Source organism: Pseudomonas alkylphenolica, from assembly GCF_004025535.1.
In the GTDB taxonomy this organism is placed as follows: Bacteria; Pseudomonadota; Gammaproteobacteria; order Pseudomonadales; family Pseudomonadaceae; genus Aquipseudomonas; species Aquipseudomonas alkylphenolica_A.
This window is the reverse complement of sequence record NZ_QJRG01000044.1, coordinates 309,806-329,451: the sequence shown is the minus strand read 5'-3', so window position 1 is coordinate 329,451 and position 19,646 is coordinate 309,806. Positions and strand designations below refer to the sequence as shown.

At 61.8% G+C, this 19,646-nt stretch carries 20 protein-coding genes and 1 tRNA gene; 14 read left to right on the top strand and 7 right to left on the bottom strand.

Going from position 1 to position 19,646, the window contains the following annotated elements; genetic code table 11:
• The first annotated feature begins 13 nt into the window (after positions 1-13).
• Positions 14-1,630, top strand: a complete 1,617-nt coding sequence (gene nadB / locus DM813_RS14280; protein ID WP_128324040.1) for an L-aspartate oxidase — start codon at positions 14-16, stop codon at positions 1,628-1,630.
• Here the strand turns inward: nadB and DM813_RS14275 are convergent.
• On the bottom strand, positions 1,599-2,051 hold the full coding sequence (locus DM813_RS14275) for a protein YgfX (protein ID WP_128324039.1): 453 nt from the start codon (positions 2,049-2,051) through the stop codon (positions 1,599-1,601). The two genes, nadB and DM813_RS14275, sit on opposite strands and share 32 nt — an antisense overlap.
• Positions 2,035-2,289: a succinate dehydrogenase assembly factor 2 gene (locus DM813_RS14270; RefSeq protein ID WP_128324038.1), complete on the bottom strand. Its 255-nt coding sequence runs from the start codon at positions 2,287-2,289 to the stop codon at positions 2,035-2,037. Before DM813_RS14270 ends, DM813_RS14275 begins: the two co-directional genes overlap by 17 nt.
• A gap of 166 nt (positions 2,290-2,455) precedes the next feature.
• Between DM813_RS14270 and DM813_RS14265 the strand changes: the two genes are divergently transcribed.
• Positions 2,456-3,397: a YgfZ/GcvT domain-containing protein gene (locus DM813_RS14265; RefSeq protein ID WP_128324037.1), complete on the top strand. Its 942-nt coding sequence runs from the start codon at positions 2,456-2,458 to the stop codon at positions 3,395-3,397.
• A gap of 62 nt (positions 3,398-3,459) precedes the next feature.
• On the top strand, positions 3,460-4,269 hold the full coding sequence (locus DM813_RS14260) for an HDOD domain-containing protein (RefSeq protein WP_128324036.1): 810 nt from the start codon (positions 3,460-3,462) through the stop codon (positions 4,267-4,269).
• Here DM813_RS14260 and DM813_RS14255 read toward each other — a convergent pair.
• Complete coding sequence (locus DM813_RS14255) at positions 4,266-5,660, bottom strand: sensor histidine kinase (RefSeq protein WP_128324035.1); 1,395 nt, start codon at positions 5,658-5,660, stop codon at positions 4,266-4,268. The genes DM813_RS14260 and DM813_RS14255 overlap by 4 nt on opposite strands.
• On the bottom strand, positions 5,653-6,324 hold the full coding sequence (locus tag DM813_RS14250; RefSeq protein ID WP_128324034.1) for a response regulator: 672 nt from the start codon (positions 6,322-6,324) through the stop codon (positions 5,653-5,655). Before DM813_RS14250 ends, DM813_RS14255 begins: the two co-directional genes overlap by 8 nt.
• Before the next feature lie 202 nt (positions 6,325-6,526).
• On the opposite strand from DM813_RS14250, the gene DM813_RS14245 reads away from it, so the two are divergent.
• The 5 genes from DM813_RS14245 (at position 6,527) to DM813_RS14225 (ending at position 11,972) form a co-directional block, all read left to right on the top strand.
• Positions 6,527-7,816: an OprD family porin gene (locus DM813_RS14245; protein WP_128324033.1), complete on the top strand. Its 1,290-nt coding sequence runs from the start codon at positions 6,527-6,529 to the stop codon at positions 7,814-7,816.
• 34 nt (positions 7,817-7,850) lie between these two features.
• The gene (locus DM813_RS14240) at positions 7,851-8,831 is read left to right on the top strand and encodes a Bug family tripartite tricarboxylate transporter substrate binding protein (protein WP_128324032.1); all 981 of its coding nucleotides are present in this window, start codon (positions 7,851-7,853) and stop codon (positions 8,829-8,831) included.
• A 112-nt stretch (positions 8,832-8,943) separates the two neighbouring features.
• On the top strand, positions 8,944-9,402 hold the full coding sequence (locus tag DM813_RS14235) for a tripartite tricarboxylate transporter TctB family protein (protein WP_128324031.1): 459 nt from the start codon (positions 8,944-8,946) through the stop codon (positions 9,400-9,402).
• 1 nt (position 9,403) lies between these two features.
• Positions 9,404-10,918 (top strand): tripartite tricarboxylate transporter permease, encoded by a 1,515-nt coding sequence (locus DM813_RS14230; protein WP_128324030.1) that lies wholly within the window; start codon positions 9,404-9,406, stop codon positions 10,916-10,918.
• A complete protein-coding gene (locus tag DM813_RS14225; protein ID WP_128324029.1) occupies positions 10,911-11,972 on the top strand; it encodes an AbrB family transcriptional regulator in 1,062 nt (353 codons plus the stop codon). Before DM813_RS14230 ends, DM813_RS14225 begins: the two co-directional genes overlap by 8 nt.
• 38 nt (positions 11,973-12,010) lie before the next feature.
• On the opposite strand, the gene ung is transcribed toward DM813_RS14225, so the two are convergent.
• Positions 12,011-12,703: a uracil-DNA glycosylase gene (gene ung / locus DM813_RS14220; protein ID WP_128324028.1), complete on the bottom strand. Its 693-nt coding sequence runs from the start codon at positions 12,701-12,703 to the stop codon at positions 12,011-12,013.
• A gap of 127 nt (positions 12,704-12,830) precedes the next feature.
• Here ung and DM813_RS14215 point away from each other — a divergent pair, with 127 nt between their 5' ends.
• Positions 12,831-13,940, top strand: coding sequence for an enoyl-CoA hydratase/isomerase family protein (locus DM813_RS14215; RefSeq protein ID WP_128324027.1), 1,110 nt, complete (start codon positions 12,831-12,833; stop codon positions 13,938-13,940).
• Positions 13,941-13,945: 5 nt separating this feature from the next.
• Here the strand turns inward: DM813_RS14215 and DM813_RS14210 are convergent, their stop codons facing one another.
• A complete protein-coding gene (locus DM813_RS14210; protein WP_128324026.1) occupies positions 13,946-14,338 on the bottom strand; it encodes a hypothetical protein in 393 nt (130 codons plus the stop codon).
• Between the two features lie 216 nt (positions 14,339-14,554).
• On the opposite strand from DM813_RS14210, the gene DM813_RS14205 reads away from it, so the two are divergent.
• The 5 genes from DM813_RS14205 to DM813_RS14185 all read left to right on the top strand — a co-directional run bounded on the left by DM813_RS14205 (position 14,555) and on the right by DM813_RS14185 (position 18,414).
• Positions 14,555-16,045 carry a sensor domain-containing diguanylate cyclase gene (locus DM813_RS14205; RefSeq protein ID WP_128324025.1) on the top strand — a complete coding sequence of 497 codons (1,491 nt, stop codon included), beginning with the start codon at positions 14,555-14,557 and terminating at the stop codon, positions 16,043-16,045.
• On the top strand, positions 16,038-16,259 hold the full coding sequence (locus tag DM813_RS14200) for a cysteine-rich CWC family protein (protein WP_128324024.1): 222 nt from the start codon (positions 16,038-16,040) through the stop codon (positions 16,257-16,259). The genes DM813_RS14205 and DM813_RS14200 overlap by 8 nt, the downstream gene beginning before the upstream one ends.
• A gap of 26 nt (positions 16,260-16,285) precedes the next feature.
• Positions 16,286-16,978 (top strand): pseudouridine synthase, encoded by a 693-nt coding sequence (locus DM813_RS14195; RefSeq protein ID WP_128324023.1) that lies wholly within the window; start codon positions 16,286-16,288, stop codon positions 16,976-16,978.
• 321 nt (positions 16,979-17,299) lie between these two features.
• Positions 17,300-18,184 carry an alpha/beta fold hydrolase gene (locus DM813_RS14190; RefSeq protein WP_128324022.1) on the top strand — a complete coding sequence of 295 codons (885 nt, stop codon included), beginning with the start codon at positions 17,300-17,302 and terminating at the stop codon, positions 18,182-18,184.
• A gap of 156 nt (positions 18,185-18,340) precedes the next feature.
• Positions 18,341-18,414: transfer RNA gene (locus tag DM813_RS14185), tRNA-Gly, on the top strand.
• 117 nt (positions 18,415-18,531) lie between these two features.
• Here DM813_RS14185 and DM813_RS14180 read toward each other — a convergent pair.
• On the bottom strand, positions 18,532-19,602 hold the full coding sequence (locus DM813_RS14180) for a polyamine ABC transporter substrate-binding protein (protein WP_431311971.1): 1,071 nt from the start codon (positions 19,600-19,602) through the stop codon (positions 18,532-18,534).
• Positions 19,603-19,646: the final 44 nt, after the last annotated feature.

Sequence of the window (19,646 nt, the reverse complement as noted above, 5' to 3'; positions counted from 1 at the left end):
CTAGTGTCCTGACATGAGCCAACAACTCCAACATGATGTCCTCGTGATCGGCAGCGGTGCCGCCGGTCTGAGCCTGGCGCTGAACCTTCCGAGTCACCTGCGCATTGCCGTGCTCAGCAAGGGCGATCTTGCCAACGGTTCGACTTACTGGGCCCAGGGCGGCGTCGCTGCGGTGCTCGACGACACCGACACGGTGCAATCCCACGTCGACGACACCCTCAACGCCGGTGGCGGCCTGTGCCACGAAGACGCCGTGCGCTTCACCGTAGAACACAGCCGCGAAGCGATCCAGTGGCTGATTGACCAGGGCGTACCCTTCACCCGCGATGAACACGCCCGTGTCGACGACGGTGGCTTCGAATTCCATCTGACCCGCGAAGGCGGCCACAGCCATCGGCGCATCATTCATGCTGCCGACGCCACGGGGGCGGCGATCTTCACTACGCTGCTGGCCCAGGCACGCCAACGTCCGAACATCGAACTGCTGGAACAGCGCGTCGCCGTTGACCTGATCACCGAGCGGCGCCTGGGCCAGGACGGCGACCGCTGCCTGGGCGCCTACGTGTTGAATCGCAATACCGGCGAAGTCGATACCTATGGCGCACGCTTCACCGTGCTCGCCACCGGCGGGGCCGCCAAGGTCTACCTGTATACCAGCAACCCCGACGGCGCCTGCGGCGACGGCATTGCCATGGCCTGGCGGGCCGGCTGCCGGGTGGCCAACCTGGAATTCAACCAGTTTCATCCCACCTGCCTGTACCACCCGCAAGCCAAGAGTTTTCTGATTACCGAAGCACTGCGCGGTGAAGGGGCCTTGTTGCGCCTGCCCAACGGCGAGCGCTTCATGCCGCGCTTTGACCCGCGCGAAGAACTGGCGCCGCGCGATATCGTCGCCCGGGCCATCGACCACGAGATGAAACGACTCGGCGTGGACTGCGTCTACCTGGACATCAGCCACAAGTCTGACGATTTCATCAAGACTCACTTCCCGACCGTCTATGAACGCTGCCTGGCTTACGGCATCGACATCACGCGCCAGCCGATCCCGGTAGTGCCAGCGGCGCACTACACCTGCGGCGGGGTGATGGTGGACGACAGCGGTCACACCGACGTGCCTGGGCTCTATGCCATTGGTGAAACCAGTTTCACCGGCCTGCACGGCGCCAACCGCATGGCCAGCAACTCGCTGCTGGAGTGCTTCGTCTACGGCCGTGCTGCTGCTGCCGACATCGAGGCGCACCTTGACCAGATCAGCATGCCACGCGCCCTGCCCTGCTGGGATGCCAGCCAGGTCACCGACTCGGACGAAGACGTGATCATTGCGCACAACTGGGACGAACTGCGGCGCTTCATGTGGGACTATGTCGGGATCGTGCGCACCAGCAAACGCCTGCAACGCGCCGAACACCGCGTGCGTCTGCTGCTGGATGAAATCGATGAGTTCTACAGTAACTACAAGGTCAGCCGTGACCTGATCGAACTGCGCAACCTGGCCCAGGTTGCCGAATTGATGATTCGCTCAGCCATGCAGCGCAAGGAAAGCCGCGGCCTGCACTACACCCTGGACTACCCGGGGATGCTCGCCGAGGCACGCGACACTATCCTGCAGCCGCCCACCTACGCCGACTGAACTTCAGGCGCACGCGCAGGCGCCGGTGCTGCACCGGCTCCAGCGCGTCAGCGGCAACGCACAACCCTTGCGTCCAATAGCTGCCCTTGCGGCGGTAACGCAGCACGATCAGGCCCGGCAAAGCCAGGCTGTCGGGGCGCAGCTGCACCGCTTGCCAGCCCTTGGCAGGGCTGAACAGGTGCCAGCCGTCAGGGGCACGTCGCAAGCCACTGATAGCCTGGGGATGGCTGAGCAGAATGCGCCGGGGAATCATCCAGCCAGCGTGCACCAGACACATGAGAATGCCTGCTACCTGCAGCCACCCGGCAAGCGGCAGCACGCACAGCCCCAGCATCGCCAGCAACTGGCACGCCAGGTAGGCCGCCAGCAGGCTTGAAGAGCCATGCCAGCGGCACTCGAAGCGATCACTTGGGCTGGACACGATCCAGAATGATGCGAACCATGCGTTGCAGCTCGGGGTCTGGCGACTCGCTGCGCTCCATGAACCAGCCAAACATGTCCTGGTCTTCGCAACTGAGCAAGCGCCAGTAGAGCTCGCGGTCTTCCGGGCTCAGGGTTGGGTAGACATCCTGGCTGAAAGGGACCAGCAACACGTCCAGCTCCAGCATGCCGCGGCGGCTATGCCAAAAGAGCCGGTTGAGTTCAATTTGTTCGACCATGGAGCCCTCCTAAAATAGGCCGACAGTATACAGAGCCCGCGCCCGGGGAACACGCGACGTTGGTCCGTAGTTCGGCGCAAAAAATGACAGAGGGGCCAGCTCAACTACCTATTTTTACGACAGCGCTCTATCATGGTCCCCAGTCTTATCTACCCTGCGATGTCCCATGGCCGAATCCGCTTTTTTCTGCACCCTTTCCCACGAAGGCGTCCTCGCCGTCCGCGGCTCGGACGCTGGCAAGTTCCTGCAAGGCCAACTGACCTGCAACATCAGCTACCTGGGCGACAGCACCAGCAGCCTTGGCGCGCGCTGCATGGTCAAGGGCCGCATGCAGTCGAGCTTTCGCATCCTGCCGGAAGGCGACGGCTACTTGCTGGCGATGGCCCGCGAACTGCTGGAACCGCAACTGGCGGACCTGAAGAAATATGCAGTGTTCTCCAAAGCCAAGCTGACCGACGAGAGCAACGCCTGGGTGCGCTTTGGCGTGCACGGCGGTGAAGCCGCGCTGCAGACCCTGGGCCTTGAGGTGCCGGCACAAACCGACGCGATGACGCGCCATGCCGGGTTGATCGCAATTGCCGTGTCGCCTGGGCGGATCGAACTCTGGGTGGCTGCCGATCAGGCAGAACAGATAAAGGCACAACTGGCTGAACAGTTGCCACAGGCTGACCTCAACGACTGGTTGCTCGGGCAGATCCGCGCCGGCATTGGCCAGGTCATGGCGCAAACCCGCGAGCTGTTCATCCCGCAGATGATCAACCTGCAGGCAGTGGGCGGTGTCAGTTTCAAGAAAGGCTGCTACACCGGTCAGGAAATTGTCGCGCGCATGCAGTACCTGGGCAAACTCAAACGTCGTCAGTACCGCGCAGCCCTGGCAGGACAAGAGCTGCCCGCACCGGGCACCGAAATTTTCTCGCCAACCCACAACTCCTCGGTAGGTGAAGTGGTGCTGTCGGCACGCAACGCCGAGGGCAGCGAACTACTGGCCGTATTGACCGCCGATGCCGTTGCAGATAACAACCTGCACGTGGGCAGCCCCGATGGCCCGCGCCTGGAGCTGCTGTCGTTGCCTTACGAACTGGATCGCGACCGCGAGATCCAGCGCTGAGCCAGCCCTGCCCCGGTGCCTGGAAGGCCGGGGCTCTCAATGAATAACGCTAGAGAATCACGATGAACAATCTGGCCGAGATGGTCCAGACCCAGTTGCTGGCTGCCATCAACAACGATGACCTGGTGCTGCCGACCTTGCCCGAGGTGGCACTGAGCATCCGCGAGGCCGCCGAGAACAGCGAAATCAGCGTCAGCGCCCTGAGTAAAGTCATCGGCCGCGACGCTGCCCTGTCGGCTCGCCTGATCAAAGTGGTGAACAGCCCGTTGCTGCGCGCCACAGTCGAAGTCACCGACCTGCAGACCGCCATTACCCGCCTGGGCATCAACTACAGCTGCAACCTGGCCATTGGCCTGGTGATCGAGCAGATCTTCCATGCCCGCTCCGACGTCGTTGAGAAGAAAATGCGCGAAGTCTGGGCTTCCAGCCTGGAAGTCGCGGGTATCAGCTATGAACTGTGCCGGCGCTACACCCAGCTCAAACCCGATCAGGGCGCCCTTGCCGGCCTGGTTCACCAGATCGGCGTGCTGCCGATCCTGATCTACGCCGAAGAGCACAACGAACTGCTCTCCGATCCGGTTTGCCTGAACTATGTGATCGACCAGATTCACCCGGTGTTGGGCGACAAGATCCTCAGCACCTGGGAATTCCCCGAACAACTGGTCAAACTGCCCGGACAGGTCCTTGACCTTCACCGCGGCAGCAACCAGGTCGACTATGTCGACGTCGTCCAGATCGCCCGGGCCCTGAGCCATGCCACTGGCAAGCTGCAACCACTGGCGACCCTTCCCGCCTACCAGCACCTGGGCTTGCCGGCCGGTACCGAGCTCGAGGCGTGCGACCTGCTCAACGCCCGCGCCTTGTTCCGCTAATTAACGTTCCGCTCGTCCACCGAAAAGCTTACCCGTACTTTGAGGCCGCCGCGCTCACCATCGTGCAGGCTGATCTGTGCCAGATGGGCGCGGCAGATTTCGCCGACAATCGCCAGCCCCAGGCCTGTGCCCTGCGCACTGCGCCGATAAAAGCGCTCGAACACCCGCTCGCGTTCCGCTTCGGGAATACCCGGGCCATCATCTTCGACCTCCAGCACGCAAGGTGCGTAGACCCGTAAAATCACGTTGCCGCCTTTGGGTGTATGCGCCAGGGCGTTATCCACCAGGTTGCTGAGCAACTCGTTGAGCAAGGTCGGTTCGCCGCGCACATGCACCGGCGCTTCGGCTTCCAGTGCCAGCGCCACGCCTCGGGCGTAGGCCAACGGCGCCATCGCCATGCCCAGTTCACGGGCCAGCTGGCTCAGGTCGAGCGACTGCGCCCCACCCTCGGCAATCGCCCGTGCACCGTTCTCCACCCGCGCCAGTGACAACAGCTGGTTGGCCAGGTGGGTCAGGCGGTCGGTGCCCTGCGCAGCAGACTCCAGAGTGTCACGCCAGACCTGCGGTTCGCTGGAACGCAAGCCCAGCTCGACCCGGGCCTTGAGCGCAGCCAGAGGCGTGCGCAACTCATGCGCGGCCTCGGCGATGAATTGCGCCTGGCGCTCGAACTGCACACGCAGGCGTTCAGTGAAGTGGTTCAAGGCTCGCACCAGCGGGCTCAGTTCGCGCTGCACCTCGATCAGCGGCAAGGCCCGCAAATCGTCAAGCTGGCGCTCCTCCACCGCGCTACGCAAGCGCTCCAGCGGGCGCAAGGCGGCGCTGACGGCAAACCACACCAGCATCAGTGCACCGAGCGCCAGCATGCCCAGGCGCAACAGGGTATCGGCCATCAGGCCACGCGCCATGCGCACCCGCGCCTCTTCGGTTTCGGCTACGCGGATTTCGGCCATGCCGTTCATGTTCGGTTCGGTGACCGCTTTGAGCAGGCTCACCACGCGTACGTCCTGCCCCAGGTAACGGGCGTTGTAAAAGCGCGCCAGCGCCGGATAATCATCAGTGCGCGGGGTGCCAGGCGGCGGTGCGGGGAGGTTTTCGTAGCCCGAGATCAGGCGCTGATGAATGTCATTGACCTGGTAATAGATGCGCCCGGCACTGTCATAGGCAAAGGTATCCAGCGCGACATAAGGCACATCGGCGCTGAGGCTGCCGTCACGCTGGGACAAACCCGCGGCAATGGTACGCGCCGATGCCAGCAAGGTACGATCATAGGCAGTGTCAGCCGCTTCACGACCGTTCCAGTAGGCACTCAAGCCACTGGCCAGCATCAACACCACCAGCAGCAACGCCAGGTTCCACAGCAGCCGCCCGCGCAGGCTGCCGCTGTCACGCATCGCGGTGCTCAAGCAGGTACCCGAGCCCCCTGAAGGTAACAATGGCCACGGCATGCCCATCCAGTTTCTTGCGCAGACGATGGACGTATATCTCGATGGCGTCGGCGCTGGCTTCTTCATCCAGGCCAAAGACCTGGGCGGCCAGTTGCTCTTTGCTCATCACCCGCCCGGGCCGCGCTACCAGGGCTTCGAGCACCGCCTGTTCGCGGGAGGTCAGGGTCAGCAGTTCGTCACCGAGGGTAAAGCGCCGGGTGTCGAGGTCGTACACCAGCGGCCCGCAGCGCTGCTGGCGTTCACCGCCCAGTACGGTACGACGCAACAGGGCTTTGACCCGTGCCTCGAGTTCGGTGAGTTCAAAGGGTTTGGCCAGGTAATCATCAGCGCCCAGATTCAGGCCATGGACCCGGTCCTTGACGTCGCTGCGCGCGGTCAGCATCAGCACCGGCAGGGTCTTGCCCCGGGCGCGCAGGCGCGCCAGCACCTCGAAGCCATCCATGCGCGGCAGGCCCACATCGAGCACCGCCACGGCATATTCCTCGGTGGACAAGGCCAGATCGGCAGCCACGCCATCGTGCAGTACATCCACGGTCAGGCCGGTGCTTTTCAGGGCCTGGGCCACGCTTTCAGCCAGCTGCAGATGGTCTTCGACGAGCAGCACACGCATCGATTTCTCCCGGTCACGTCGCAGTCAATGGCGCGGAGTGTACAGCTGACAGATCAGCTGTGAAGCCCTGGTAACAATGAAAAGCTGCTGAAAGGTTAGCGAAAGGTTCAGCCCCTAGCATCGCCTGACGGCTCACTCTGCTTGCCGTACAACCGAACCTCGACGTTCGAACTAATAAGAACAATAACGGAGTTTCAACACGATGCTGTCCATGCAGCCACAGGCCTGTGTGCCTACCCGCCGTTTACCTTCCCGCCAGACCGCAGTTGCCAGTGCCCTTGCGCTTGCCGGCGTCGCCCCGCTTAGCCAGGCCGCCTTCTTCGATGACAGCAAGGCCGGCTTCGAAACCCGTAACATGTACTTCAACCGCGACTTTCGCGACGGTACCAGCGCACAGCAATCCAAGCGTGACGAATGGGCTCAGGGCTTCATGCTCAATTTCGAGTCGGGTTATACCGACGGCCCGGTCGGCTTTGGCCTCGATGCCCTGGGAATGCTCGGCATCAAGCTCGACTCCAGCCCCGACCGCACCGGGACCGGCCTGCTGCCCACCCACGACGATGGCCGCGCCGCCGACGAGTACTCCAAGCTCGGCCTGACCGGCAAGGTGAAGATCTCCGCCACTGAACTGAAAGTCGGCACCCTGATTCCCGAATTGCCCACCCTGCAGCCCAACGACGGCCGCATCCTGCCGCAGACCTTCGAAGGCGGCCTGCTGACTTCCGGCGAAATCAAGAACCTGACCTTTACCGGCGGGCGCCTGGAAAAAGCCAAGGACCGCGACGACACCAACAAGGAAGACATTGCCCTTAACAACAAGAACGGCCGTTTTCTCGGCACCGTTGCCGGCAATCACTTCGACCTCGCAGGCCTGGACTACAAGTTCACCGACAAAATCACCGGCAGCTACCACTGGGCACAACTGGACGATGTCTATCGCCAGCACTTTGTCGGCATGATCGCCAGCCAGCCCTGGGGCCCGGGCACCTTCGGCGCCGACCTGCGCATGGCGTTCAGCGACGACCAGGGCCAGGCACGCGGCGGCAAGATCGATAACACCGCGCTCAACGGCATGCTCAGCTACGGCCTCAAGGGCCACAAGCTCAGCGCCGGTTACCAGCACATGTCGGGCGACAGCGCTTTCCCTTACGTCGACGGCTCCGACCCGTACCTGGTCAACTTCGTGCAGATCAACGACTTCGCCGGTAAAGACGAACGTTCCTGGCAAACCCGCTACGACTTTGACTTCGTCACGCTGGGCATTCCCGGCCTGACCTTCATGACCCGCTACATCAGCGGCGATAATGTCAGCCTGGCCAATGGTGGTGAAGGCAAAGAGTGGGAACGCAACACCGAGTTCAAATATGTGGTGCAAAGTGGCGCCCTGAAAAACGTCGCCGTGCGCCTGCGCAACGCCACTTTCCGCTCCAACTTCACCCGCGATGCGGACGAAGTGCGGCTGCTGGTGAGTTACAGCCTTGCGCTGTGGTAATCCCCGATAACAATAATGCTCACGGAGATAGACGATGACCTTTTCACTGCGCCGCATTGCCCTTGCCACCAGTTGCCTGCTGCTTGCCGGCAACGTCCTGGCGAGCGAACCCAAACGCCCTGAGTGCATTGCCCCGGCCTCCCCCGGTGGCGGCTTCGACCTGACCTGCAAACTGGTGCAAAGCGCCCTGGTCAACGAGAAGATCCTCAGCAAGCCCATGCGCGTGACCTACATGCCTGGTGGTGTTGGCGCCGTCGCCTACAACGCCGTGGTGGCTCAGCGCCCGGCCGATGCCGGGACCCTGGTGGCCTGGTCCAGCGGCTCGTTGCTCAACCTCGCCCAAGGCAAGTTCGGTCGCTTCGACGAAAACGCCGTACGCTGGCTGGCGGCAGTCGGCACCAGCTATGGCGCCATCGCAGTGAAAAACGATTCGCCCTACAAAACCCTCGATGATCTGGTTGCCGCGCTGAAAAAGGACCCGAGCAAAGTGGTGATCGGCTCCGGCGGTACCGTCGGCAGCCAGGACTGGATGCAAACCGCTCTGATCGCCAAAGCCGCCGGTATCAATCCGCGCGACCTGCGGTATGTCGCCCTCGAAGGTGGTGGTGAAATTGCCACGGCGTTGCTGGGTGGCCATATCCAGGTGGGCAGTACCGACATCTCCGACTCCATGCCGCACATCCAGAGCGGTGACATGCGCTTGCTGGCGGTGTTCGCCGAAAACCGTCTGGACGAGCCGGAAATGAAGAACATTCCGACCGCAAAGGAACAGGGTTACGACATTGTCTGGCCGGTGGTACGCGGCTTCTATCTGGGGCCGAAGGTCACCGATGAGGAGTACGACTGGTGGAAAGCCTCGTTCGACAAACTGCTGGCCTCGGAAGAGTTCGCCAAGCTGCGTGACCAGCGCGAGCTGTTCCCGTTTGCCATGACCGGCGTCGAGCTGGATACCTATGTGAAGAAACAGGTGGCCGACTACAAGGCCCTGGCCAAGGAATTCGGGCTGATTCAGTAAGCCCTGCGTTTCTCCCAGCGATCCCGTAGAAGCGGACTCTCCGGCACCCCGGTGAATTCGCGCCTACAAGGTCGGCGACCAATGTTTGTGAACCTCACAGAGGACACGCGCGATGATCCTGCAACGCGTCTTTGCCCTGTTTTTGCTGGCGCTCTGCGCCGCCCTGGCCGTCATGGCCTGGCCTTACCAGGCTGCATTTTCCTACGAACCGGTTGGCCCTCGCGCCTACCCCTTGCTGATGCTCGGCCTGATGGGCCTTGGCCTGCTTTACCTGGCATTTCGTCCTACGCCCATCGTGCACAAAGAGGACGAGCCGGAACTGGACCGCGAAACCCTGAACAAGATTGCCATGTGCATCGGCTTGCTGCTGGTATTCGCCGCCACCTTCGAGACCCTCGGGTTCATTGTCAGCAGCATCTTGATCGGCGTGCCCATGGCACGGCTCTACGGCGGGCGCTGGCTGCCCAGTGTGATGATCATCGGGTTGATGAGCATTGCCCTGTACTGGCTGTTCGACCGCGTCATGGATGTCCCCCTGCCCCTCGGCCTGCTCGACGTTCTGGAGAATTGACATGGATACCCTCAGCTACCTGGGCCAGGGCTTCGGCGTCGCCCTCAGTCCTTACAACCTGGTCACGGCCCTGGCCGGCACCCTGATCGGTACCGTGGTCGGCCTGCTACCCGGCCTCGGCCCGATCAACGGCGTGGCCCTGCTGATTCCGATTGCCTTTGCCCTCGGCCTGCCACCGGAGTCGGCGCTGATCCTGCTGGCAGCGGTGTACCTGGGCTGCGAGTACGGTGGCCGGATCAGTTCGATTCTGCTCAACATCCCCGGCGAAGCGTCCACCGTCATGACCACCCTCGACGGCTACCCCATGGCCCGCCAGGGCCTGGCTGGCGTCGCGCTGTCGCTGTCGGCCTGGAGCTCGTTCATCGGTGCCTTCATCGCCACCTGCGGCATGGTGTTGTTCGCGCCTTTGCTGGCGAAATGGGCGATCGCCTTCGGGCCGGCGGAATACTTCGTGCTGATGGTGTTCGCCATCGTCTGCCTGGGCGGCATGGCAGGCGACCGGCCGCTGAAAACCTTTATTGCCGCTTTGATCGGTCTGTTTCTGTCCAGCGTCGGTATCGACGCCAACAGTGGTGTGTACCGCTTTACCGGTGACAGCGTGCACCTGGCCGACGGCATCCAGTTCGTAGTGCTGGTGCTGGGCCTGTTCTCCATCAGCGAGATTCTGTTGCTGCTGGAAAAGACCCACCACGGCCACGAAGCGGTAAAAGCCACCGGCCGCATGCTGTTCAACTTCAAGGAGGCCGCCTCGGTTTTCGTGGTGAACATCCGCTGCGGTCTGCTCGGTTTCATCATGGGCGTGCTGCCTGGTGCCGGAGCAACCCTGGCCAGTGCCGTGGCCTACATGACCGAGAAGCGCATCGCCGGCGCCAAGGGCACCTTCGGCAAGGGTGACAAACGTGGTCTGGCCGCGCCTGAAACCGCCATCGGTGCCTCCTGCTGTGGCGCCCTGGTGCCGATGCTGACCCTCGGCGTCCCGGGCTCGGGTACCACTGCGGTGATGATCGGTGCACTGACCCTGTACAACATCACCCCGGGGCCGATGCTGTTCGAACAGCAACCGGACATTGTCTGGGGCCTGATCGCCTCGCTGTTCATCGCCAACATCATGCTGGTGATCCTCAACATCCCGATGATCCGTATCTTCACCCGCATTCTGGCCGTGCCGAACTGGGCCCTGGTGCCGGTGATCGCGATCATTACCGCGATCGGCGTGTATGCCGTGCATGCGACGACCTTCGACCTGTTCCTGATGATTGGCATCGGCATCTTCGGCTACATCCTGCGCAAGCTGGATTTCCCGCTGTCACCGATTCTTCTCGGGTTCATTCTCGGCGGGTTGATGGAACAGAACCTGCGCCGTGCGCTATCGATCTCCAATGGTGCCCTGGATATCCTCTGGTCCAGCCCGATCACCCTGAGCGTGTGGGGCCTGACCATCGCCATGATGCTGTTGCCGTTGCTGCGGATCTGGCGTAAACGCAGTGTTCAGCGGCGCGCACTGGCCGATGTCTGACCGGTTGCTGAAGTTGTATTGGGCCACGGGGCTGGTCGGTCTGGCAGGCGGGTATCTCGCCAGCCAGGTCGGCTGGCCTTTGCCGTGGATGGTCGGCTCGTTGCTGGCGATCATCCTCGTGCGCTGCCTGACGCCCTGGCAACTGAGCGAAATACCCGGCGGGCGAAAGTGCGGGCAGTGGATTATCGGCATCGGTATTGGCCTGCACTTCACCCCTGCGGTGGTCGAGCAGGTGGCGAGCAATTTCGGCCTGATTTTCTGCGGTGCGTTGATCACCAGTGTGTCCAGCGTGGTCGGCATCTGGTTATTGCGCCGCACCGGCGAAGACCGCGCCACGGCATTCTTTTCCAGCATGCCGGGGGGATCGGGAGAGATGGTCAACCTCGGTGCGCGCAATGGTGCCAACCTCAGCCAGGTTGCCGCCGCGCAGAGCCTGCGGGTACTGGCCGTGGTGCTGTGTGTGCCGGCGCTGTTCAAGTATCTGCTGGGCGATGGCGTGCCGATCACCCATGCCGGGAGTGTCAGCTGGGCCTGGCTGGCGCTGATCTGTCCGCTGGGGCTGGTCATGGCCTTGCTGTGGCAGCGCTTGAAACAACCCAACCCCTGGCTGTTCGGCCCGTTGCTGATCGCCGCCATTGCCAGTGTCGGTGCCGACCTGCAGATCGCCCTGCCCGACGGCGCCAGCCAGGTGGGCCAGTGGTTGATCGGCAGCGGCCTGGGCTGTCATTTCAACCGCGCCTTCTTTCGCCGGGCGCCGTCGTTCCTCGGCCGCACTCTGATTGCCACGGCCCTGAGCATGCTCATCGCCGCTGCCGCGGCCTGGACCTTGAGCCACCTGACTCAACTGGACCTGCGTTCCCTGACCCTGGGCATGATGCCGGGCGGCATCGCCGAAATGAGCCTGACCGCCGAAACCCTGCAACTGTCGGTACCGCTGGTGACGGCTCTGCAGGTGATGCGTCTGCTGTTTGTGCTGTTTCTCGCCGAACCGCTGTTCCGCCACTGGATCAGCGAACGCGCAACACCCGGGTCAGACAGCAACAACGGCAATTGAGGGGCGACGTCAATGGGGCTGCCCTGCAGCCCCGTCTCCTAGAGCGGCGGTAATGCCCACTGCACAGGCGTCAGGCCATGCTGCTCGAGGAACTTGTTGGTGCGGCTGAAATGCCCGCAACCCAAAAATCCGCGGTAGGCGGACAACGGCGACGGGTGCACGGACTTGAGCACCAGGTGCTTGGTGCTGTCGATCAGCTTCTGCTTGCTCTGCGCATGTGCGCCCCACAGCAGGAACACCGTATTGGGCTGATGCTCGCTGACCAGCTGGATGATGCGGTCGGTAAAGAACTCCCAGCCCTTCTTGGCGTGGGAGGCAGCATTGGCGCGCTCTACGGTCATGGTGGTGTTGAGCAGCAACACGCCCTGGTCCGCCCAGTGCTGCAGGCAACCGTGCGCAGGAATCTCGATATTGAGGTCGCGGTGCAGTTCCTTGTAGATGTTGACCAGCGACGGCGGCGTCGGGATGCCCGGTTGTACCGAAAAGCACAAACCATGGGCCTGACCCGGACCGTGGTACGGGTCCTGGCCGAGGATCACCACTTTGACCTGATCCAGCGGCGTGGAGTTGAGTGCATTGAAGATCAGCGGGCCCGGCGGGTAGATCTCTTTGCCCGCGGCGTGTTCCTGGCGCAGGAATTCACGCAGCTGCTGCATGTAAGGTTGCTCGAACTCAGCGCGCAGCGCTTCTTTCCAGCTTGCTTCGAGTTTGATGCGATCGTCGTCAGTCATGGGGTCATCCGTAAACAATGGCGCGACACTAGGAAAGCTGCCCGGACTTGTCAATCGATCCGACCGGCGACCGGCGTATTCGTCAGCAGCGACCATACTTGTGCGGATAAACGTGAAGAGGTCGCCCATGGTTGCCGTACTGCATGAGGAACTCACGGGTGTCGATGGCGCCCGCATTGGCGTCATTACCCTGAACGCCCCGCAGGCGCTCAACGCGCTGTCGCTGCCGATGATTGAGGTCATCGATGAACAGCTCAAGGCTTGGGCCGAAGACAGCGACATCGTCTGTGTGTTGCTACGCGGCAATGGCAGCAAGGCCTTTTGCGCCGGTGGCGAGGTACGCAGCCTGGCCCAGGCGTGCCGTGACCACCCTGGCGAAGTGCCGCACCTGGCGACGCTGTTCTTCGCCAGCGAATACCGCCTCGACTACCGCCTGCACACCTACCCCAAGCCGCTGATCTGCTGGGCACACGGCCATGTACTGGGCGGTGGCATGGGGCTGATGCAAGGCTCGGCCATTCGCATTGTCACCCCGGGCAGCCGCCTCGCCATGCCGGAGATCAGCATCGGGCTGTACCCGGATGTCGGTGCCAGTTGGTTCCTTTCGCGCCTGCCCGGCAAGCTCGGGCTGTTTCTCGGCATGACCGGTGCGCCGATCAACGCCTGCGATGCGCTGGACCTGGGGCTGGCCGATCGCCTGCTGGGTGAGAACCAGCAGGAAGCGCTACTCGATGACCTGCTGCAACTGAACTGGCAAGAGCAAACCGCCCTGCAACTCAACAGCCTGCTCAAGGCCCATCAGCATCAGGCAGCTACTGACCGGCCTGCTGCCCAGTGGCTGCCACGGCGCATACAGATCGATAGCTTGCTCGATGTGGCGGATCCGGTCTGCGCCTGGCGGGCGATCGCGGCGCTGCGCAACAGTGACGACCTGCTGCTGGCCAAGGCCGCCCAGACCATGCTCGAAGGCAGCCCGCTGACCGCCCACCTGGTCTGGGAACAGATCCAGCGCGCCAGGTACCTGTCATTGGCTCAGGTGTTCCAGATGGAATACGCCATGAGCCTCAACTGTTGCCGGCATCCGGAGTTCAGCGAAGGGGTGCGTGCGCGCCTGATCGACAAGGATCAGAAGCCGCACTGGCACTGGGCGAACATTGCCCAGGTGCCGAAAGCGGTGATCGACGCGCACTTTGCCAAAGTCTGGGAAGGCCGCCATCCCCTGGCCGACCTTGCCTGAGACGATCAGCGGTGCCAGTTGCGGTCCGGCCAGCCATTGCGGTCGCGGTTCTGCCCCGAGGGCTGCGCCCGGTAACGGTCGTTACCCCGGCCGGGATGCGGTTGGTAATAGTGGCCCGGGGCCGGGCGGTAATACTGCGGTGATGACCGGTAGTACTGGGGAGAAGGACGGTAATAGTGCGGTGCCGGTCGGTAGTGGTTGGGCGGCGGCGCGTAATAGCGAGGCGGTGGCACCACATAATAGCCACGGCTGTAGGGGTAGGCAGGCCGGTAATAACCTGGATAACCATAGCGGTCGGCGGTGTAGACCTCGGTGCGATAGTAACCGTTACCTCCGTAAGGGACACAAGCGGTTGTCAGCAAACCCAGCACTGCAACAAGCAAAAGTCGGCGATACATGGCGGCCTCCCGGACCGCGGAACTGCCCATCCCAGCGACGCTGGTCGGCGCCGACAGACAAGCGCCCGTCGACATTAACTAAGACCACGAAATGCCCCGCCGGTGCCGATCTTGCAATAATTTGAAACAACGCCAATACCCATTATATTTGTCCAGTTATTTATCGGCTCAGCCACTAGAATGAACGGCATTGGCCTATACCAAGGGAATGACCAATTGCCTCGATCCGCGGTGTTTTCGCAGCGCTCACTCATCCTGACCTTGCTGCTGTTGTTGGGCTGCGGATTCCTCGCAACGTCCCTGATCAGTTACTTTGCCTCGCGCAGCGCGATTCGCGACAGCATCATCAACACCGAACTGCCGCTGACCTCCGACACGGTCTATTCGGAAATCCAGAAGGACCTGGTGCGGCCGATCCTGATTTCCTCGATGATGGCCCACGACACCTTCCTGCGCGACTGGGTGCTGGGCGGTGAGCGCGACACGGCGCAGATCTCCCGTTACCTCAACGAGGTCATGGGCCAGTACCGCGCCTACACCGCCTTTTTCGTCTCCAGCGCCAGCAACAACTATTACCAGGCGCAAAAAGGCGTGCTCAAACAGGTCAACCCGCAGGAGCCGCGCGACACCTGGTATTACCGGGTGCGAGACATGACCGCCCCCTACGAGATCAACGTCGACCTGGACATGGCCAACCAGGACAAGCTCACCGTCTTCATCAACTACCGGGTATTCGACTACAACGGCAATTTCATCGGCGTCACCGGCATCGGCCTGACCGTTGAAGCCGTGGTCCATCTGATCGATGACTACCAGAAACGCTACCAGCGCCAGGTATTCTTCGTAGACCCGAAAGGCGACGTGGTACTGACCGGTTCCAATGGCGGAGCCGACGCGATCCGCGTCGGCCAGTCGCTGCACGAGCTGGGTGGACTGCAGGATGTGCTCAAGCAGATGCCCGGCTCGGTCACCGGCAGCCATGAATACCGTGGCACGGACGGCCATAGCCATTTTCTCAACGTACGCCTGGTACCGGAGTTGAACTGGTACCTGTTCGTCGACAAACGCGAAGGGGCGGCGCTGGACAAGATCCGCCAGTCGCTTTACCTGAACCTGGCGATCTGCGCCATGATCGGCCTGGTGGTGCTGTCGTTGCTCAATGCCATGGTCAAGCGCCACCAGGACAATATCGAGACCCTGGCCACCCGCGACAGCCTCACCGGCCTGCCCAACCGCCGTGGCTTCGACCTGCTGGCTGCCCAGGCGCTGCTCGAAGCCCAGCGCGAACCCAAGCCGCTGGTCGCGCTATTGATCGACCTCGATCACTTCAAGGTGCTTAATGATACCCATGGCCACCTGGCCGGCGACGAGGTCTTGCGCCAGTTCGCCCAGGTCCTGGAAAACTGCCTGCGCCTGTCGGACATCATCTGCCGCTGGGGTGGCGAAGAGTTCATCGTGCTGCTCAAGGACACCGACGGTGCACAAGCGCGAGAAGTCGCCGAGAAAATCCGCCTGCGTACCGAACAACTGAAGTTCACCTTCGCCGACCGCCCGATTACCCTGACCACCAGCATCGGCTTGAGCTGCCTGCAGCCTGAAGATACCCTGCACAGCCTGATCGCCCGTGCCGATCATGCGCTCTACCGTGCCAAACAAAGCGGACGCAACCGCGTTTGCGTAGAAATGCTCAGGTCCGACTATGCATGACCCTCAACACTGCCCTGCCTGCGGCGCCAGCAACCGCTGCAGCCTTGCCGACCCGCGCACGGCAACCAAGGCCTGCTGGTGCTACAGCGTCAGCATTGCCCCCGAGGTCATTGCGGCGCTGCCCGCCGAGCAGCGCAACAAGGCATGCCTGTGCCCCGCCTGCGCCCAGGTACTTGAGCAACTTGAGGCGGTAAAATCGCTGCCCGGCAGTTAAACTGCAACGCCCTGCCCCGAACCTGTATGCGCCTCGATCGATTCCTCAGCAACCTGCCCTGCTTTAACCGTCAGCAAGTACGCCTGCTGCTGGCCGAGCGACGGGTCCGTGTCGACGGCCAGTGCGTCAGCGACCCGCACCTGGAGGTGCGCGAGTTCAGCCGCATCGAGGTCGACGAGCAACTACTGCAAGCCGGGCATCCTGCGCGCTACCTGATGCTGCACAAGCCCCAGGGCTGCGTCAGCGCTACCCACGACCCCGAGCACCGCACCGTGCTCGACCTGATTGATGAAACCGACAAACACGAGTTGCACCTTGCCGGGCGCCTGGACTTCAACACCACCGGCCTGATGCTGCTGACCAATGACGGCCAGTGGTCACGGCGCCTGACCCAGCCACAAACCAAACTGGCGAAAATCTACTACGTCGAAACCGAACAGGTCATCGAGCCGCACTACATCGAAAAATTTCGCCAGGGCTTCTACTTCGCCTTCGAAGACCTCACCACCCTGCCCGCCGAGCTGACCCTGCTCGGCCCGCACTCGGCCCGCCTGAGCATCGTCGAGGGCCGCTATCACCAGGTCAAACGCATGTTCGGCCACTTCGACAACAAGGTACTGCGCCTGCACCGCGAACGAATGGGGCCGCTGCAGCTGGACCCGGGCCTGCGCCCCGGCGAGTACCGCGCCCTTTACCCCGAAGAAATCCTGGCAATCTGAGGCGAAGACCGCCTGGCGGAAAATTTTCCTCAATCGTCCCAAAGGCACTTGCGGGTTACCCGCCTGCCTGCTTGAATCCAATCGTCGGTCTGCATGTGACTCACCAGTCACAGTCGTAGTCCAAGACACCTTTTTGCTGGCTACCTGTGCCTCGAAGCACCGGAGTCCGGCAGATTGCCCACCTAGAACAATACCGGTCGACCGCAGTCTCCAGGATCGACAAGGGCCCTCAGCTTCTCTTCAAGGCGTATGCCTACCTGTCATAAAGAACGCACATTCTTACATGTGCGAACACCCTTTCTTGCGCCAGGAGTCGACGACATGAGGCCAGAAATTGCTGTGCTTGATATACAAGGTCAGTATCGGGTTTACACGGAGTTCTATCGCGCAGACGCCGCTGAGAAGACGATCATCCTGATCAATGGTTCACTGGCCACGACGGCATCATTTGCCCAGACTGTGCGTAACCTGCACCCGCAATTCAACGTGGTGCTTTACGATCAGCCCTATGCCGGCAAATCCAAGCCGCACAATCGCAACGAGCACTTGCTGACCAAGGAAGCCGAAGGGCAGATCCTGCTGGAACTGATCGACCACTTTGCCGCTGACCATGTGATGTCGTTTTCCTGGGGTGGCGCCTGCACATTGCTGGCCCTGGCGCACAAGCCACGGCGCGTGGAAAAGGCGGTGATCAGTTCATTCTCGCCGGTGATCAACGAGCCGATGCGCGACTACCTCGAACGCGGCTGCCAGTTCCTCAGCACCTGCGACCGCTATCAGGTCGGAAACCTGGTCAACGACACCATCGGCAAGCACCTGCCGTCGCTGTTCAAGCGCTTCAACTACCGGCACGTCAGCAGCCTCGATAACCACGAGTACGCGCAGATGCACTTCCACATCAACCAGGTGCTCGACCACGACCTCGACAATGCCCTGCGTTCGGCCCGGGTCATCGACATTCCGGTGCTGTTCATGAATGGCGAGTGGGACGAATACACCACCATCGATGATGCCCGGCAGTTCAGCCATCACGTGCGCAACAGTCACTTCAGCGAAATCCGTGCGACGGGGCATTTCCTCGACATGGAACACAAGGCGGCTTGCAACGCTACACGTGACGCCCTGCTGGGCTTCCTCAAACCCGCCGCCCGGGAGTCCCGCGTACGCAACGCGTACGTCCAGGAGCATCATGCACTGGCGATCTGAGCACCCTGGTTGGCGGTAGCGCAGCCTCCTGCATCAGCGGCCCGAAAGGGCAGAAGGAAGATGCATGACCTTGCGCTACCGGCCACCGCCCCAGGCTTTTTTGTACGTCAAGGCTTCAAATCGCAGAGCGCTTCTGGTACAACGTCAGCCCTGCAAGCGGGTGTCGTATAATGGCATTACTCCAGCTTCCCAAGCTGATAACGAGGGTTCGATTCCCTTCACCCGCTCCAGTTCTTCCAAGGTACGCAAGCTAAGCGCTTCTACCTGCTGCCTGTCAGCTTCCCCTCAAAGCTTTGCCTCAACGCTTCCTTGCGCTGCTTTTCACGCGCACCTTACGTATCGCCAACTTACGTCCCGCTCAACACACGCGTCCACAAGCGGGTGCTCAAGCGCATGCCTGCCGGTGACAAGGTCTTGATCGGGAACAATGTGTCGAGCACAGCTGCCGGTGGATAGATCGCCGGGTTGTCGCGCAGCTCCGGGGTGATGAATTCCAGTGCCGCAGCGTTGCCGTTGGGGTACTTCACCGCGTTGCTGATGTTGGCGATCACCTGCGGCTCAAGCAGGTAATCGAGATAGGCATAGGCATTTTCCAGGTGCGGCGCGCCTTTGGGAATCACCACCATGTCGACCGCTACGGTGGAGCCTTCGCGCGGGATGCTGTAGCCGATGTTCACCCCGTTGCCCGCCTGCTGCGCGCTGGTCATGGCCTGTTGTACATCGCCGCTGAAGCCGATGGCGACACATATGTTGCCGTTGGCCAGATCGCTGACGTATTTCGACTGGTGGAAGTAGCTGATGTAGGGACGGATTGTCAGCAATGCCGCTTCGGCCTTCTTCAGGTCGGCCGGGTCCTGGCTGTGCGGGTCCAGGCCCAAGGTCTTGAGGGTGATGGAGATGATCTGGGTCGGGTTGTCGAGAAACGCCACGCCGCATTGACTGAGTTTCTTGATGTTCTCCGGCTTGAACAGCATGTCCCAGGACTGGGTCACCTCGGTGCTTCCGAAGATGGCCTTGACCTTATCAGCGTTGTAACCGATGCCGGTTGTCACCCACATGTAGGGAATCGCGTAGCGGTTGCCCGGATCGCTGGCTTCAAGGATTTTCATCAACTTGGGATCAAGGTTGCTCCAGTTGGGCAACTTGCTACGATCCAGCTCCTGAATCGCACCGGCCTTGATCAGTCGCGGCAAAAAATGGTTGGACGGGCTGGCCAGGTCATAGCCACTGTTGCCGGTCATCAACTTGGCTTCGGTGGTTTCGTTGCTGTCGATCAGGTCGTAAGTGGTCTTGATGCCGCTGCGACGGGTGAACTCGCTCAGGGTGTCATCGGCGATGTAGCCGCTCCAGTTGGCAATGTTGATGGCGTCGGCGGCATGGGCCGTAGCGGTCAGCAATGTCATCGACAACAGGGTCATGCAGGTGCGCTTGAACATGGGGTGCCTCTCTTGTTTTTGTTGCG

What these genes read in the sequence shown, in the direction of transcription:
- ung (WP_128324028.1), bottom strand. Translation starts at nt 12,703, where the DNA reads ATGACTGACGACGATCGCATCAAACTCGAAGCAAGCTGGAAAGAAGCG.
- DM813_RS14195 (WP_128324023.1), top strand. Translation starts at nt 16,286, where the DNA reads ATGCGCCTCGATCGATTCCTCAGCAACCTGCCCTGCTTTAACCGTCAG.
- nadB (WP_128324040.1), top strand. Translation starts at nt 14, where the DNA reads ATGAGCCAACAACTCCAACATGATGTCCTCGTGATCGGCAGCGGTGCC.
- DM813_RS14200 (WP_128324024.1), top strand. Translation starts at nt 16,038, where the DNA reads ATGCATGACCCTCAACACTGCCCTGCCTGCGGCGCCAGCAACCGCTGC.
- DM813_RS14240 (WP_128324032.1), top strand. Translation starts at nt 7,851, where the DNA reads ATGACCTTTTCACTGCGCCGCATTGCCCTTGCCACCAGTTGCCTGCTG.
- DM813_RS14225 (WP_128324029.1), top strand. Translation starts at nt 10,911, where the DNA reads ATGTCTGACCGGTTGCTGAAGTTGTATTGGGCCACGGGGCTGGTCGGT.
- DM813_RS14190 (WP_128324022.1), top strand. Translation starts at nt 17,300, where the DNA reads ATGAGGCCAGAAATTGCTGTGCTTGATATACAAGGTCAGTATCGGGTT.
- DM813_RS14265 (WP_128324037.1), top strand. Translation starts at nt 2,456, where the DNA reads ATGGCCGAATCCGCTTTTTTCTGCACCCTTTCCCACGAAGGCGTCCTC.
- DM813_RS14250 (WP_128324034.1), bottom strand. Translation starts at nt 6,324, where the DNA reads ATGCGTGTGCTGCTCGTCGAAGACCATCTGCAGCTGGCTGAAAGCGTG.
- DM813_RS14245 (WP_128324033.1), top strand. Translation starts at nt 6,527, where the DNA reads ATGCTGTCCATGCAGCCACAGGCCTGTGTGCCTACCCGCCGTTTACCT.
- DM813_RS14260 (WP_128324036.1), top strand. Translation starts at nt 3,460, where the DNA reads ATGAACAATCTGGCCGAGATGGTCCAGACCCAGTTGCTGGCTGCCATC.
- DM813_RS14270 (WP_128324038.1), bottom strand. Translation starts at nt 2,289, where the DNA reads ATGGTCGAACAAATTGAACTCAACCGGCTCTTTTGGCATAGCCGCCGC.
- DM813_RS14230 (WP_128324030.1), top strand. Translation starts at nt 9,404, where the DNA reads ATGGATACCCTCAGCTACCTGGGCCAGGGCTTCGGCGTCGCCCTCAGT.
- DM813_RS14180 (WP_431311971.1), bottom strand. Translation starts at nt 19,602, where the DNA reads ATGACCCTGTTGTCGATGACATTGCTGACCGCTACGGCCCATGCCGCC.
- DM813_RS14215 (WP_128324027.1), top strand. Translation starts at nt 12,831, where the DNA reads ATGGTTGCCGTACTGCATGAGGAACTCACGGGTGTCGATGGCGCCCGC.
- DM813_RS14210 (WP_128324026.1), bottom strand. Translation starts at nt 14,338, where the DNA reads ATGTATCGCCGACTTTTGCTTGTTGCAGTGCTGGGTTTGCTGACAACC.
- DM813_RS14235 (WP_128324031.1), top strand. Translation starts at nt 8,944, where the DNA reads ATGATCCTGCAACGCGTCTTTGCCCTGTTTTTGCTGGCGCTCTGCGCC.
- DM813_RS14255 (WP_128324035.1), bottom strand. Translation starts at nt 5,660, where the DNA reads ATGCGTGACAGCGGCAGCCTGCGCGGGCGGCTGCTGTGGAACCTGGCG.